The organism is Acidovorax sp. FG42 (assembly GCF_057809195.1).
In genome coordinates this window covers 224,333-237,932 of sequence record NZ_JBMDJM010000005.1, presented here as the reverse complement: position 1 = coordinate 237,932, position 13,600 = coordinate 224,333, and the positions used below count along the sequence as shown (strand labels likewise).

Here is a 13,600-nt window from a genome sequence, read left to right as displayed (position 1 = left end):
GAACATGTGACCCCTGCCGTGTGAAGGCAGTGCTCTACCGCTGAGCTAATCACCCGTCGCAAGCACCTTGGAGAAAGATACCGCTGCGAAAAGTCTGGCAGCAACTGGTGGGTGATACATGGATCGAACATGTGACCCCTGCCGTGTGAAGGCAGTGCTCTACCGCTGAGCTAATCACCCTTGTCGCTGCGACAGCCTTCTATTATGGCACAGCTTTTTAGGCCGATTGGAGAGTTCTCCAAATTGTTTTGCCACCGCTGGCCTTGTCGATCTGCGTGAGCACCTCGGCATGCGCTGCCTGCTCCTGCTCGCTCGCCCGCAGCACGGGCAGCGCAAGGCCACGCAAATCAATGGCGGCCACCTTCACACCGTCAGCACTGTCATGGCCATCATCGGCGATCAGCAAGGCATCCTGCCCGCGTGTGAGGTTGATGTACACGTCGGCCAGCAACTCGGCGTCAAGCAAGGCGCCGTGCAGCGTACGGCCCGAGTTGTCCACGCCCAGGCGGTCGCACAGGGCGTCCAGCGAGTTGCGCTTACCGGGGTACATCTCCTTGGCCATGGCCAGCGTGTCGGTCACGCTCTGCACATAGGTGCCAAATGCCGGGCGCCCCACCAGCTCCAGCTCCTTGTTGAGGAAGCCCACGTCAAACGCTGCGTTGTGGATGATGATCTCGGCGCCCTGCAGGTACTGCAGGATGTCATCCACCACATCCGCAAACTTGGGCTTGTCCTTCAGAAACTCGTTGCTGATGCCGTGCACCTTCAGCGCATCTTCATGGCTGTCACGGCCAGGGTTGAAGTACAGGTGCAGATTGTTGCCGGTCAGCTTGCGGTTGAGCAGCTCCACACAACCCAGTTCAATGATGCGGTCGCCCCCCTCGGCCGAAAGGCCAGTGGTCTCCGTGTCCAGAACAATTTGCCGGGACATCAGTGGTTTTCCTTGGCGTGGTTGATCGTGTACTTCGGAATTTCGACGACCAGATCGGTCTGCGCCAGGATGGCCTGGCACGACAGGCGTGACTGCGGCTCCAGGCCCCAGGCGCGGTCCAGCAGGTCTTCTTCCTCTTCTTCTGCCGCATTCAGCGAATTCAACCCCTGGCGCACGATGACGTGGCAGGTGGTGCACGCGCAGCTCATGTCGCAGGCGTGCTCGATGTTGATGTGATTGTCCAGCAGGGCTTCGCAGATCGAGGTGCCTGCAGGCGCCGTGATTTCGGTGCCTGCGGGGCAATATTCGGGATGGGGAAGGATCTTGATGACGGGCATGGGGTGTTTTCTTCTTGTCAGAGGGATGCGCAGGGGCGCATCACAGGCTTGCGACGTTCTTGCCGGCCAGGGCCTGCTGGATACCGCGGTTCATGCGCTGGGCTGCGAAAGCCTCGGTGCCCTTGGCCAGGGCTTCCGTGGCTGCTTCGATAGCCGCTGCATCGTCGCTGTCGCGCTGGTGGCGCAGGGCCACCATCAGTGCGTCGATGGCTGCCCGCTCCTTGGGGCTGAGCACGTCGCCATCCGCATCCAGTGCGCTTTGCGTGGCGATCAACATGCGGTCTGCGTCCACACGGGCCTCGACCACGGCACGGGCCTTCATGTCCTGCGCGGCCGTGGCAAAGCCGTCTTGCAGCATGCGCGCGATCTCGTCGTCCGTGAGGCCATACGACGGTTTCACATCAATGCGAGCCTCCACCCCACTGCCCTGCTCCTTGGCGGCCACGCTCAGCAGGCCATCGGCATCGACGGTGAAGGTCACACGGATGCGCGCAGCACCTGCCGCCATGGGGGGAATGCCACGCAACTCAAAGCGCGCCAGGCTGCGGCAGTCCTGCACCAAGTCACGCTCGCCCTGCACCACATGGATGGCCAAAGCAGTCTGTCCGTCCTTGTAGGTGGTGAAGTCCTGCGCCTTGGCGGTGGGGATGGTCTCGTTGCGCGAGACGATGCGCTCCACCAAGCCGCCCATGGTCTCGATGCCCAACGACAGCGGAATCACATCCAGCAGCAGCAGATCGCCTGCGGTGTTGTTACCTGCCAGCTGGTTGGCTTGGATGGCGGCGCCCAAGGCCACCACTTCGTCTGGGTTCAGATTGGTCAAAGGCTCCTTGCCGAAGAACTCTGCCACGGCCCGCTGCACCTGGGGCATGCGGGTGGAGCCGCCCACCATGACCACACCCTGCACCTCGTCGCGCGTCAGATGCGCATCGCGCAGGGCACGGCGCACAGCCGCCATGGAGCGGGCAGTCAGATCGGCGGTCACGGCATAAAAATCCGAGCGTTTGACGTCAAACTGCACGGAAGCGCTAGATAAATCTGCCTTGAACGCTACCAAATCAGTAGCAGTCAGCGCCTCTTTGCATTGGCGCGCCGCCATGCGCACGGCCGACTTGTCGGCCGGCGTGACCGCCTGTTGCCCCACCTGTTGCAGTACCCACTCTGCCAGCGCGGCGTCGTAGTCATCGCCCCCGAGGGCAGAGTCGCCGCCCGTGGCGATCACCTCGAACACGCCCTTCGTCAGGCGCAGGATGGAAATATCAAACGTCCCCCCACCCAGGTCATACACAGCGTAGACGCCCTCGCTGGCGTTGTCCAGGCCATAGGCAATCGCTGCCGCCGTGGGCTCGTTGATGAGACGCAGCAGGTTGATGCCCGCGAGCTTGGCCGCATCCTTGGTAGCCTGGCGCTGGGCGTCGTCAAAGTACGCGGGCACGGTGATCACGGCGCCGTAGAGATCGTCATTGAAGGTATCTTCGGCCCGGTAGCGCAGCGTGGCGAGGATCTCGGCGCTGATCTCGACGGGCGACTTGTTGCCATCCACCGTGGCGAGACTGACCATGCCGCCCGCGCCGGCATCGTTGGCGACCACAAAGTCGTACGGCAACTTTCCTGCCTCAGCCACGTCTTTAAGGCCACGCCCCATGAAGCGTTTGGCCGAGGCGATGGTGTTGCGTGCATCCTGGGCTTGCGCCGCCACGGCGTCATAACCGATCTGACGCCCGCCGTTGGCGAGGTAGCGCACCACCGAGGGCAGCAGCACCCGACCCTGGGCATCGGGGAGGCATTCGGACACCCCATTGCGCACCGCTGCGACCAAAGAATGGGTGGTGCCCAGGTCAATCCCCACTGCAATGCGCCGCTGGTGCGGGTCAGGGGATTGGCCAGGTTCGGAAATCTGCAGAAGCGCCATGAAATTTCGGATCTCTACGTGGTGGAGCCCGCCATCGCATCAACACGCGAGGGGGCCCTTTGGGAATGCAAAACCGCCCTATTGTCCCAGTTGCTCTCGGCGACGCTCAATATCGTCGGCAAATCGCGCAATGAACATGAGGGCTCTGACCTGGCGGGCTGCGCCTGCATAGTCCTGCTGCTGGTCGATGAGTTGCTCGCACTGCGCCAGCGCGGCACGGCGGGCTTGCGCCACCTCATCATCTAACGCGTCCAGCTCGCTGTCTGCGCGGGCATCCTCCAGCGCCTCGCGCCACTCCATTTGCTGCATCAGAAAGGCAGCGGGCATGGCAGTGTTGTCTTCGGCACGGATGGGCGCACCGTGCAGTTCGCACAGATAGGCGGCGCGGCGCATCGGGTCCTTCAAGCGCTGGTACGCCTCGTTGATGCGTGCCGACCATTGCATGGCCACACGCTGCGCCGCAGCGCCCTGCGCGGCAAACTTGTCGGGGTGGGCCTCGCGCTGCAGCTCCTTCCAGCGCGCGTCGATGGCGCTGCGCTCCTGCGCAAAGCGGCGCGCGAGGCCAAACAGTTCGAAGTCGTCAGATTGCAGGTTCATGCGCAGGGGCGAGAGAGAAATCCAAGAAAAAACCGCCAGCACAGAGCGCGTTGGCGGTTTGGTGTGACATCAACGAAGGGCGCTCAGACGCGGAAGCTCTCCCCACAACCGCAGCGGTCCCGCTCGTTGGGGTTGTTGAACTTGAAACCTTCGTTCAGGCCTTCACGCACGAAGTCCAGCTCAGTGCCGTCAATGTAGGCCAGGCTCTTGGGGTCGATCAGCACCTTGACACCGTGGTTCTCGAACACGATGTCCTCAGGCTCGCTCTCGTCCACATATTCGAGCTTGTAGGCAAGCCCTGAGCAGCCTGTCGTCTTGACTCCCAGGCGCACGCCCAACCCCTTGCCCCGACGGGTCAGGTAGCGGTTGACGTGCCGGGCGGCGGCTTCGGTCAGCGTAATGGCCATGTCTCTCGATCTATCTGTCAAACAATCAGGCGGCGGTGGTCGTGGCGGCGTGCTTGGTCTTGTAGTCCAGCACGGCAGCCTTGATCGCATCTTCGGCCAGGATGGAGCAGTGGATCTTGACGGGCGGCAAAGCCAGTTCTTCGGCGATCTCGCTGTTCTTGAGCGCTGCAGCTTCGTCCAGCGTCTTGCCCTTGACCCACTCGGTCACCAGCGACGACGAGGCAATGGCCGAGCCGCAGCCGTAGGTCTTGAAGCGGGCGTCTTCGATCACGCCAGTTTCAGGATTCACCTTGATCTGCAGCTTCATCACGTCGCCGCAGGCGGGCGCGCCCACCATGCCGGTGCCCACCGAATCGTCACCCTTGTCGAACGAACCCACGTTGCGAGGGTTTTCGTAATGGTCAACCACTTTGTCTGAGTAAGCCATGATGTGTACCTCTTCAATACGTCCAGAATTTGTGCGGAATCAGTGAGCAGCCCATTGGATGGTGCTGATGTCGATGCCGTCCTTGTACATCTCCCACAGCGGGCTCAGCTCGCGCAGGCGGGCCACGTTCTCGCGGATGGTGGAGATGGCGTAGTCGATCTCTTCTTCGGTCGTGAAACGGCCGATGGTCATGCGCAGGCTGCTGTGCGCCAGCTCATCGCTGCGGCCCAAAGCGCGCAGCACATAGCTGGGCTCCAGGCTGGCGGAGGTGCAGGCCGAGCCCGACGACACCGCCAGGCCTTTGATGCCCATGATGAGCGATTCGCCTTCGACGAAGTTGAAACTCATGTTCAGGTTCTGCGGCACACGGCGCTCCAGGCTGCCGTTGATGTAGACCTGTTCGATATCCTTGAGGCCGTCGAGCAGGCGCTGCTGCAAGGCCTTGGCCTTGGCATTGCTCTCTGCCATTTCTTCCTTGGCAATGCGGAAGGCCTCGCCCATGCCCACGATCTGGTGCGTGGGCAAGGTGCCCGAACGCATGCCGCGCTCGTGACCGCCACCGTGCATCTGGGCTTCCAGGCGCACGCGGGGCTTGCGGCGCACATACAGTGCACCAATGCCCTTGGGGCCATAGGTCTTGTGGGCGGTCATGCTCATCAGGTCGATGGGCAGCACGTTCATGTCGATCTCGACACGACCCGTGGCCTGGGCAGCATCCACATGCAGCAGGATGCCCTTTTCGCGGCACAGCGCGCCAATGGCAGGGATGTCCTGGATCACACCGATTTCGTTGTTCACGAAGAGGATGCTGATCAGCACGGTGTCGGGACGGATGGCCGCCTTGAGCGCGTCCATGTTGACCAAGCCGTCTTCCTGCACGTCCAGGTAAGTGGCTTCAAAGCCCTGGCGCTCCAGCTCGCGCATGGTGTCCAGCACGGCCTTGTGCTCGGTCTTGAGCGTGATGAGGTGCTTGCCCTTGCCTTTGTAGAAATGCGCGGCGCCCTTCAGGGCCAAATTGATCGACTCGGTCGCACCACTGGTCCACACGATTTCGCGGGGATCGGCACCGATCAGGTCTGCCACCTGCACACGCGCTTTTTCCACCGCCTCTTCGGCCTCCCAGCCCCAGGCGTGGCTACGCGATGCCGGGTTGCCAAAGTGCTCACGCAACCAGGGAATCATGGCGTCCACCACGCGGGGGTCTACCGGGGTCGTGGCGCCATAGTCGAGGTAAATGGGAAAGTGCGGGGTCATGTCCATGGCTGGCTCAGTAAAAGGTTCTGGCTGGCAAACAGAAGAGGCAGAACAAACAAGAAAACGAATAAAACGCGGTCAGGGCAGTGCCGACCCCAGGGCCAGCACCACGCATCAGGAGTCAGGATTTAGCGAAGACGTTGCCAAGCGCAAACACCGAGTTCGGGGCATTCACGCGAATGGGTTTAACCACCGGGGTGGTGGAGATGGCACGGCGCACCACGGGCTTGTCTTCGATCTGCACGCCCTTGGCGAGCTGCTCGTCCACCAGCTTTTGCAGGGTGACGGAATCCAGGAATTCGACCATGCGCTGGTTCAGCGAAGCCCACAGCTCGTGCGTCATGCAACGACCGGCTTCACCCAGGCAGTTTTCCTTGCCACCGCATTGAGTGGCGTCGATGGGCTCATCCACCGACACGATGATGTCTGCTACGGTGATGTCACCCGCCTTGCGGGCCAACGTGTAGCCGCCGCCGGGGCCACGGGTGGATTCCACCAGCTCATGGCGGCGCAGCTTGCCAAAGAGTTGCTCCAGATACGACAGCGAAATCTGCTGGCGCTGGCTGATGGCAGCCAGCGTGACGGGGCCGTTGTTCTGGCGCAGGGCCAGGTCAATCATGGCGGTGACCGCAAAACGGCCTTTGGTTGTGAGACGCATCGCAAGCTCCTTGTGCTAAGGCTTGTTCGTTGAAGAAACCGCCAGCGCTGACTGTTTGCCAGCGTGGCACCGTCTCCGCCCCTTACTCCGCACAGTCACCTGCCACGGAGCCCTTCATCGTTGGGCTGTTTTGTTGAGTGTTTTGTGCGAGTATAGCACAAATCCCTATTGATTCTGTCGGATTAAAAAACCAAATAGTTATTAATCGACTCAATAGTAATTTCTCATCACACACCCAGCCGCAATCCTTTTTCTACAAGGCTACGGAATCGCTGCCGTGGGCTCCAAACGCTTGGTCCTTGAGCCGCGTCAGCTGGTCGCGCACCCGGGCGGCCTGCTCGAACTCCAGGTTGCGCGCATGTTCCAGCATGAGCTTTTCCAGGCGCTTGATCTCGCGCGCCACGTCCTTCTCGGACATGTCCTCCACCTGCGCGCGCTGCAGGGCTTCCTGCTCCAAGCGCTCGGCATCCTTGCCCGCTTTTTCGCTGTACACGCCGTCAATCAGGTCTCTTACCCGCTTGACAATGCTGCGCGGCGTGATCCCGTTGGCCTCGTTGTATGCGATCTGCTTGATGCGCCGGCGTTCCGTCTCGCCCATGGCTTTTTTCATGGAGTCAGTAATGCGGTCGGCGTACAGGATGGCATGGCCGTTCAAGTTGCGCGCAGCACGGCCAATGGTCTGGATCAGGCTGCGCTCTGCGCGCAAAAAGCCTTCCTTGTCGGCGTCCAGGATCGCTACCAGCGACACCTCGGGGATGTCCAACCCTTCACGCAGCAGGTTGATGCCCACCAGCACGTCAAACGCGCCCAGCCGCAGGTCCCGGATGATCTCCACGCGTTCCACGGTATCCACATCGCTGTGCAGGTAGCGCACCTTCACGCCGTTGTCCGTGAGGTAGTCGGTCAGCTGCTCGGCCATGCGCTTGGTCAGCGTGGTAATGAGTACGCGCTCGTGCTTTTCAACCCGAATGCGTATTTCTTGCAGCACATCATCCACTTGATGGGTGGCGGGGCGCACCTCCACCACCGGGTCCACCAGGCCCGTGGGGCGCACCACCTGGTCCACTACCTGCCCTGAATGGGTCTTCTCGTAGTCGGCGGGCGTGGCCGAGACGAAGATCACCTGCCGCATGCGCTGCTCAAACTCCTCGAACTTGAGCGGCCGGTTATCCAGTGCCGACGGTAGCCGAAAGCCGTACTCCACCAGCGTGGTCTTGCGCGCACGGTCGCCGTTGTACATGGCGCTCAGCTGGCCGATCATCTGGTGGCTCTCGTCCAGGAACATGAGCGCGTCCTTGGGCATGTAGTCCGTCAGCGTGCTGGGCGGATCGCCCGGCGCGGCGCCCGACAGGTGGCGCGTGTAGTTCTCGATGCCCTTGCAGTGGCCCACCTCGCTGAGCATTTCCAGATCAAACCGCGTGCGCTGCTCCAACCGCTGAGCCTCCACCAGCTTGCCGTCGGCCACCAGTTGCTGCAGGCGCTCGGCCAGTTCCAGCTTGATGGTTTCGACGGCGGCCAGCACCTTGTCGCGTGGCGTCACATAGTGGCTGCTGGGGTACACCGTAAAGCGCGGAATCTTCTGCTTCACGCGGCCGGTGAGCGGGTCGAACAGCTGCAGGCTCTCGATCTCGTCATCAAACAGCTCGATGCGGATCGCCAGCTCCGAGTGTTCGGCCGGGAACACATCGATGGTGTCGCCGCGCACACGGAACTTGCCCCGGCTGAAATCCGCCTCGTTGCGCTGGTACTGCATGCGGATCAGCTGGGCAATCACATCGCGCTGCCCCACCTTGTCGCCCACCCGCAGCGTCATCACCATGCGGTGGTAGCTCTCGGGCTCGCCAATGCCGTAGATGGCCGACACGGTGGCCACGATCACCACATCGCGCCGCTCCATCAGGCTTTTGGTGCACGACAGCCGCATCTGCTCGATGTGCTCGTTGATCGCGCTGTCCTTCTCGATGAACAGGTCGCGCTGCGGCACATAGGCCTCGGGCTGGTAGTAGTCGTAGTAGCTCACGAAATACTCCACGGCGTTCTTGGGAAAGAACTCGCGGAATTCGCTGTACAGCTGGGCGGCCAGCGTCTTGTTGGGCGCAAAGATGATGGCCGGGCGGCCCATGCGCGCGATCACGTTGGCCATGGTGAAGGTCTTACCCGAGCCTGTCACGCCCAGCAAGGTCTGGAAGGTTTCGCCGTCATGCAGGCCCTCCACCAGCTTGGCAATGGCCTCGGGCTGGTCGCCTGCGGGGGGATAGGGCTGGAACAGTTCGAAGGGGGAATCAGGGAAGCGGACGAACTCGCCGTCTTGCTTTTCAGTTATGACTTCGGTGATATCTGGCATGGGGCGTGGTCAACGGGTGGAGCAGGCCGCCCGTTAAAATCGGCGGAACCCGGCACAGTACACCACGCCCGGATTCTTCGCTACTGACAACCTTTCAAGGATTTTCATGTCTCTGTTCACCGCCGTCGAAATGGCCCCCCGCGACCCCATCCTGGGCCTCAACGAGCAATTCAACGCCGACACCAACCCCAACAAGGTCAACCTGGGCGTCGGCGTTTATTTCGACGACAACGGCAAGCTGCCCCTGCTGCAGTGCGTGCAGGCCGCTGAAAAGACCATGATGGAAAAGCCCACGGCCCGTGGCTACTTGCCCATTGACGGCATCGTGGCCTACGACAACGCCGTCAAGAGCCTGGTGTTCGGCGCCGACAGCGAACCCGTGAAGTCCGGCCGCGTGGCCACCGTGCAGGCCATCGGCGGCACTGGCGGCCTGAAGATCGGCGCCGACTTCTTGAAGAAGGTCAGCCCCAACGCCAAGGTGCTGATCTCCGACCCCAGCTGGGAAAACCACCGCGCGCTGTTCACCAACGCCGGTTTCGAAGTCGACACCTACGCGTACTACGACGCTGAAAAGCGCGGCGTGAACTTTGAAGGTTTTCTGGCCAGCCTGAACGCGGCCGCTCCCGGCACCATCGTCGTGCTGCATGCCTGCTGCCACAACCCCACCGGCTATGACATCACCCCCGAGCAGTGGGACCAGGTCATCGCTGCTGTCAAGGCCAAGGGCCTGACGCCCTTCCTGGACATGGCCTACCAGGGCTTCGGCCACGGCATCGCCGAAGACGGCGCCGTCATCCAGAAGTTCGTGGCCGCTGGCCTGAACTTCTTCGTGTCCACCTCGTTCTCCAAGAGCTTCAGCCTGTACGGCGAGCGCGTGGGCGGCCTGTCGGTGCTGTGCGCCGACAAGGAAGAGGCCAGCCGCGTGCTGTCCCAGCTCAAGATCGTGATCCGCACCAACTACTCCAACCCTCCCACACACGGCGGTGCGGTGGTGGCTGCCGTGCTGAACAACCCCGAGCTGCGCGCGATGTGGGAAAAGGAACTGGCCGAAATGCGCGTGCGCATCAAGGCCATGCGCCAGAAGCTGGTCGATGGCCTGAAGGCCGCCGGTGTGAAGCAGGACATGAGCTTCATCACCACCCAGATCGGCATGTTCAGCTACTCCGGCCTGTCCAAGGACCAGATGGTGCGCCTGCGCAATGAGTTCGGCGTGTACGGCACGGACACCGGCCGCATGTGCGTCGCTGCCCTGAACAGCAAGAACATCGACTACGTCTGCCAGGCGATCGCCAAGGTTGTCTGAGCACGATGAGCAGGCGGCGCTCACGCGCCGCTTTGTGAGCGAAGCGCTCCAGAACCCGCACAACGCGGCCCTTCTGGAGCGTTTGCCGTTTCTGGGCCTGCCCGATGCGTGGCTGGTGGCTGGCTGCCTGTTCCAGACGGTGTGGAACCTGCGCTCTGGTCTGGCGCCCACGGCGCACATCAAGGACTACGACCTGTTTTATTTCGATGCGTCGGACTTGTCCGAATCGGGCGAGCAGGCAGTGCAAGCCCGCGCCACCGCACTCTTCGCCGACCTGCCGATCACCGTCGAAGCCAAGAACCAGGCCCGGGTGCACCTTTGGTACGAGCGCTGGTTTGGCTATCCGTATGCGCCATTGCAGTCCGCCCGTAACGGGATCGAGCGTTTTCTGGTGCCTTGCACCTGCGTGGGTCTGCGACCAGCTAGTAACCCTGGAGTTGCTCAGCCCACGCTGTACGCACCGTATGGACTGGAAGAGCTGTATGCCGGGCTGCTCAAACCTAACCCGACCTGCCCGCACTTGCCGTTGTTTGAGGCCAAGGCACAAAGCTACCGAGAGCGCTGGCCGTGGCTGACGATCCAGACCTCAGGTCACGTGGCGGCCTGAGGGGCGTTTCACAACTACGACGCGGCGATTTCAAGCGTTTTTGGCCTCAAGCGCTAGAAACACATGCGCTGACAGCTATCAAAAGAGAAGCAATCAACCTCAGAGCGCGATGATCAGCCCCACAGCACCGACCGCATCGAGATCGATGCTGACTGGTAGCCCGTGTTGAAGAAGCGTGGCATCTCGCTGGGCAAGACGGCCCCGGCTGCGTAGAGCAGCGGCAGATAGTGCTCATAAGTGGGGTGCGCCTGCTGGGCCACGGCTCCCAGCTTCTGGAAGTCCTGCAAGGCGCCCAGCTGGCCCTTTTTGATCTGCTCCTGCACCACGGTGTCGAACTCGGTGGCCCAGTCATACGCTTCGTTGGCGGCCGAGTCACGCCGGGATGCGCGCAGGTTGTGCACGATGTTGCCGCTGCCCACAATCAGCACGCCCCGCTCGCGCAAGGCCTTGAGCTGCTGGCCCAGCGCATAGTGCTCGGCCGGGGCGCGGCTGTAGTCCATGCTGAGTTGCATCACCGGGATGCGCGCATGCGGGAACATGGGCTTGAGCACCGACCAGGTGCCATGATCCAGGCCCCATTCGCCCTCGTCCACACCCAGCGCAGCGCCCGTGGCCGGGGATTTCAGCTCCTTGGCCAGGCTGCGTGCCACCGCCGGGGCACCCGGCACAGGGTACTGCTGGTCAAACAGCGCCTGGGGGAAGCCGCCAAAGTCGTGGATGGTTTTGGGGTTGGCCATGCCCGTCAGCTGCCAGCCACCGCGCGTGAGCCAGTGGGCCGACACGCACAGGATGAGCTGTGGCTGCACCGCGCGCGCCATCAGCTCCGCGCCCATGGCCTGCCAGCTGCGGCGCCAGGCGTTGTCCTCGATGGCGTTCATGGGGCTGCCATGGCCCACAAACATCACCGGCATGCGGGGCGAAGGCTTGAGCGCCTGCAGCGCGGGCGCCGTGGCAGCACTGCTCAGGGACGTGGTCATGAAGGCTCCCGGAAAGGCGGCCAGGCCTGTGAGGGCGGCCAAAGAGGTTCTGCGTTGCATGGATCAGGGAGCGTAACAAATTATGTATAACGCAGGGAGTGAGCCGGGGCGCACCATGAAGTTCCGGCGCCGTCCTCTCCTTCCAAAAATCACAACCCGAGACAACCTCCCACCCATGCCCACCGCCCTGCCCCAGCCCCTGCGCAACACCCGTGTTCTGAGCCTTGCGCTCAACCTGCCCGGCCCCGCCGCCCTGATGCGCTGCGCGCGCATGGGGGCCGAATGCACCAAGCTCGAACCTCCTCCCGCGCCTGGCTATCCCAGCGCCGACCCCATGGGCATCTACAGCCCCGCAGCCTATGCCACGCTGCACGATGGCGTGCGCGTGGTGCATGCCCACCTCAAGACGCCCGAAGGCCAGGCCGCGTTGCATGACGAGCTGGCTCGCACCGATGTGCTGATCACCTCCTTCCGCCCCTCGGCGCTCACCAAGCTCGGCTTAGGCTGGGACGCGTTGCAGGCCAAATACCCGCGCCTGTCGCTGGTGCGCATCGTGGGCGCCGCGGCAGAGCGGGCCGAAGAACCGGGCCATGACCTCACCTATCTGGCCGATGCCGGCCTCGTGACGGGCACCGAGATGCCCCCCACGCTCTACGCCGACATGGGCGGCGCCCTGATGGCCAGCGAAGCCGTGCTGCAGGCCCTGCTGGAGCGCGCCCACACCGGCAGCGGCGTGTGCATCGAAGTGGCCCTGGCCGACGCCGCCGCCTGGCTGGCCCAACCGCGCCACTGGGGCCTGACCACGCCCGACGGTGACGTGGGCGGCCACCACGCAGGCTACCGCATCTACCCCTGCGCCGACGGCCGCGTGGCCGTGGCTGCGCTGGAGCCGCACTTTGCCGCCAGCCTGTGCGCTGCTGCAGGTCTGCCTGCTACGGGCGACCCGCAGGTGCTGCGCGCCCCCGCCACCCACGCGGCCGTGGCGGCGTTCTTGCGCACACAGACCCGCGCGCAGCTTGATGCTTTGGCGGTGGCGCAAGACATTCCTTTGCACACCCTGGCCTGAAAGCATTTCCTGACCGATGCAAAAACAAGGCACCGTCGTCCGCTGGGACGCCAGCCGCGCCTTCGGCTTTATCCGCAGCCCTGACACGTCCGCCGATGTGTTCTTTCATGTGCGGGACTACCGGGGTACCACCCCGCCCCGCGAAGGGCTCGCCGTGGTGTACGAGGAGATTCATGTCGGCGGAAAAGGGCCCCGGGCCATGGCGGTGTTGCCCACTGCACACGCGGGTGGCGGGCTCCAGCCCCGCAGCACGGCACCGACGCCGCCGCCCCCTGCGCACCCCACGCGGCGCGCGCTGGTGCAACGGGCGGGGCAACCTCCGGCCGCCAGGCGCAGGCGCCCTGTGGCGGTCATCGAACCGACCACTCCCACCGGCTCGGCGCTGATACACCTGCTGATGCTGGGCTGGGCGGGGCTGCTGGCCTGGGGCCTCTGGGCAGGCCGGCTCCCCTGGTGGGCGCTGGGCGCCGCCATAGGCGTCAACCTCCTGACCTTTCTGGTCTACGCCATGGACAAAAGCGCCGCGCAAAACGGCCAGTGGCGCACCAAAGAGAGCCATCTGCACCTGCTGAGCCTGGCGGGCGGCTGGCCGGGCGCGTGGTTTGCCCAGCAATGGCTGCGGCACAAATCGCGCAAGACGGAGTTCCGCGCGGTGTATTGGGCCACCGTGGTGTTGCACTGCGCGGCCGTGGTCGCTTGGCTGGGCGGATGGTTGCGTGGCTTGTAGTGCCGCCGTTGCTATCAAATTTGATAGCAAAGAGACCATGAAGTACTAGCGC

14 protein-coding genes and 1 tRNA gene are annotated in these 13,600 nt (G+C 63.2%); 4 read left to right on the top strand and 11 right to left on the bottom strand.

Annotation, left to right across the window (positions count from 1 at the left end):
- Nucleotides 1–105: 105 nt before the first annotated feature.
- From ACODSM_RS08180 to uvrB, 10 genes are all read right to left on the bottom strand, one after another.
- Nucleotides 106–180: transfer RNA gene (locus ACODSM_RS08180), tRNA-Val, on the bottom strand.
- 37 nt (nucleotides 181–217) lie between these two features.
- A complete protein-coding gene (dnaQ, locus tag ACODSM_RS08175) occupies nucleotides 218–931 on the bottom strand; it encodes a DNA polymerase III subunit epsilon (protein ID WP_056063030.1) in 714 nt (237 codons plus the stop codon).
- Nucleotides 931–1,269: an ISC system 2Fe-2S type ferredoxin gene (gene fdx, locus ACODSM_RS08170; protein WP_015013986.1), complete on the bottom strand. Its 339-nt coding sequence runs from the start codon at nucleotides 1,267–1,269 to the stop codon at nucleotides 931–933. Before fdx ends, dnaQ begins: the two co-directional genes overlap by 1 nt.
- Nucleotides 1,270–1,309: 40 nt before the next feature.
- Nucleotides 1,310–3,181, bottom strand: a complete 1,872-nt coding sequence (hscA, locus tag ACODSM_RS08165; RefSeq protein ID WP_488804915.1) for a Fe-S protein assembly chaperone HscA — start codon at nucleotides 3,179–3,181, stop codon at nucleotides 1,310–1,312.
- Between the two features lie 78 nt (nucleotides 3,182–3,259).
- Complete coding sequence (hscB, locus tag ACODSM_RS08160) at nucleotides 3,260–3,778, bottom strand: Fe-S protein assembly co-chaperone HscB (protein WP_488804914.1); 519 nt, start codon at nucleotides 3,776–3,778, stop codon at nucleotides 3,260–3,262.
- Between the two features lie 83 nt (nucleotides 3,779–3,861).
- Entirely contained in the window at nucleotides 3,862–4,185 is a 324-nt protein-coding gene (iscA, locus tag ACODSM_RS08155) for an iron-sulfur cluster assembly protein IscA (RefSeq protein ID WP_015013983.1), read from the bottom strand.
- 25 nt (nucleotides 4,186–4,210) lie between these two features.
- Nucleotides 4,211–4,612 carry a Fe-S cluster assembly scaffold IscU gene (gene iscU / locus ACODSM_RS08150; RefSeq protein ID WP_015013982.1) on the bottom strand — a complete coding sequence of 134 codons (402 nt, stop codon included), beginning with the start codon at nucleotides 4,610–4,612 and terminating at the stop codon, nucleotides 4,211–4,213.
- A gap of 39 nt (nucleotides 4,613–4,651) precedes the next feature.
- Complete coding sequence (locus ACODSM_RS08145) at nucleotides 4,652–5,872, bottom strand: IscS subfamily cysteine desulfurase (protein ID WP_056063047.1); 1,221 nt, start codon at nucleotides 5,870–5,872, stop codon at nucleotides 4,652–4,654.
- 115 nt (nucleotides 5,873–5,987) lie between these two features.
- Nucleotides 5,988–6,524 (bottom strand): Fe-S cluster assembly transcriptional regulator IscR, encoded by a 537-nt coding sequence (gene iscR, locus ACODSM_RS08140; protein WP_015013980.1) that lies wholly within the window; start codon nucleotides 6,522–6,524, stop codon nucleotides 5,988–5,990.
- A 253-nt stretch (nucleotides 6,525–6,777) separates the two neighbouring features.
- Nucleotides 6,778–8,868: an excinuclease ABC subunit UvrB gene (gene uvrB / locus ACODSM_RS08135; RefSeq protein WP_015013979.1), complete on the bottom strand. Its 2,091-nt coding sequence runs from the start codon at nucleotides 8,866–8,868 to the stop codon at nucleotides 6,778–6,780.
- Nucleotides 8,869–8,974: 106 nt separating this feature from the next.
- On the opposite strand from uvrB, the gene ACODSM_RS08130 reads away from it, so the two are divergent.
- Together ACODSM_RS08130 and ACODSM_RS08125 are read left to right on the top strand one after the other, a co-directional pair.
- Nucleotides 8,975–10,171, top strand: coding sequence for an amino acid aminotransferase (locus tag ACODSM_RS08130; RefSeq protein ID WP_488804913.1), 1,197 nt, complete (start codon nucleotides 8,975–8,977; stop codon nucleotides 10,169–10,171).
- Complete coding sequence (locus tag ACODSM_RS08125) at nucleotides 10,164–10,778, top strand: nucleotidyltransferase family protein (protein ID WP_488804912.1); 615 nt, start codon at nucleotides 10,164–10,166, stop codon at nucleotides 10,776–10,778. Before ACODSM_RS08130 ends, ACODSM_RS08125 begins: the two co-directional genes overlap by 8 nt.
- A 113-nt stretch (nucleotides 10,779–10,891) precedes the next feature.
- On the opposite strand, the gene ygiD is transcribed toward ACODSM_RS08125, so the two are convergent.
- On the bottom strand, nucleotides 10,892–11,755 hold the full coding sequence (gene ygiD / locus ACODSM_RS08120) for a 4,5-DOPA-extradiol-dioxygenase (protein ID WP_488804920.1): 864 nt from the start codon (nucleotides 11,753–11,755) through the stop codon (nucleotides 10,892–10,894).
- A 175-nt stretch (nucleotides 11,756–11,930) separates the two neighbouring features.
- Between ygiD and ACODSM_RS08115 the strand changes: the two genes are divergently transcribed.
- A complete protein-coding gene (locus tag ACODSM_RS08115) occupies nucleotides 11,931–12,821 on the top strand; it encodes a CoA transferase (protein ID WP_488804911.1) in 891 nt (296 codons plus the stop codon).
- A gap of 16 nt (nucleotides 12,822–12,837) precedes the next feature.
- Nucleotides 12,838–13,548 (top strand): DUF1294 domain-containing protein, encoded by a 711-nt coding sequence (locus ACODSM_RS08110; protein ID WP_488804910.1) that lies wholly within the window; start codon nucleotides 12,838–12,840, stop codon nucleotides 13,546–13,548.
- Nucleotides 13,549–13,600: the final 52 nt, after the last annotated feature.

Excerpts from the sequence above, each read along its gene's own strand:
- iscR (WP_015013980.1), bottom strand. The coding sequence starts at position 6,524 with ATGCGTCTCACAACCAAAGGCCGTTTTGCGGTCACCGCCATGATTGAC.
- ACODSM_RS08110 (WP_488804910.1), top strand. The coding sequence starts at position 12,838 with ATGCAAAAACAAGGCACCGTCGTCCGCTGGGACGCCAGCCGCGCCTTC.
- ACODSM_RS08115 (WP_488804911.1), top strand. The coding sequence starts at position 11,931 with ATGCCCACCGCCCTGCCCCAGCCCCTGCGCAACACCCGTGTTCTGAGC.
- hscB (WP_488804914.1), bottom strand. The coding sequence starts at position 3,778 with ATGAACCTGCAATCTGACGACTTCGAACTGTTTGGCCTCGCGCGCCGC.
- dnaQ (WP_056063030.1), bottom strand. The coding sequence starts at position 931 with ATGTCCCGGCAAATTGTTCTGGACACGGAGACCACTGGCCTTTCGGCC.
- ygiD (WP_488804920.1), bottom strand. The coding sequence starts at position 11,755 with ATGACCACGTCCCTGAGCAGTGCTGCCACGGCGCCCGCGCTGCAGGCG.
- fdx (WP_015013986.1), bottom strand. The coding sequence starts at position 1,269 with ATGCCCGTCATCAAGATCCTTCCCCATCCCGAATATTGCCCCGCAGGC.
- uvrB (WP_015013979.1), bottom strand. The coding sequence starts at position 8,868 with ATGCCAGATATCACCGAAGTCATAACTGAAAAGCAAGACGGCGAGTTC.
- iscA (WP_015013983.1), bottom strand. The coding sequence starts at position 4,185 with ATGGCCATTACGCTGACCGAAGCCGCCGCCCGGCACGTCAACCGCTAC.
- hscA (WP_488804915.1), bottom strand. The coding sequence starts at position 3,181 with ATGGCGCTTCTGCAGATTTCCGAACCTGGCCAATCCCCTGACCCGCAC.
- iscU (WP_015013982.1), bottom strand. The coding sequence starts at position 4,612 with ATGGCTTACTCAGACAAAGTGGTTGACCATTACGAAAACCCTCGCAAC.
- ACODSM_RS08130 (WP_488804913.1), top strand. The coding sequence starts at position 8,975 with ATGTCTCTGTTCACCGCCGTCGAAATGGCCCCCCGCGACCCCATCCTG.
- ACODSM_RS08145 (WP_056063047.1), bottom strand. The coding sequence starts at position 5,872 with ATGGACATGACCCCGCACTTTCCCATTTACCTCGACTATGGCGCCACG.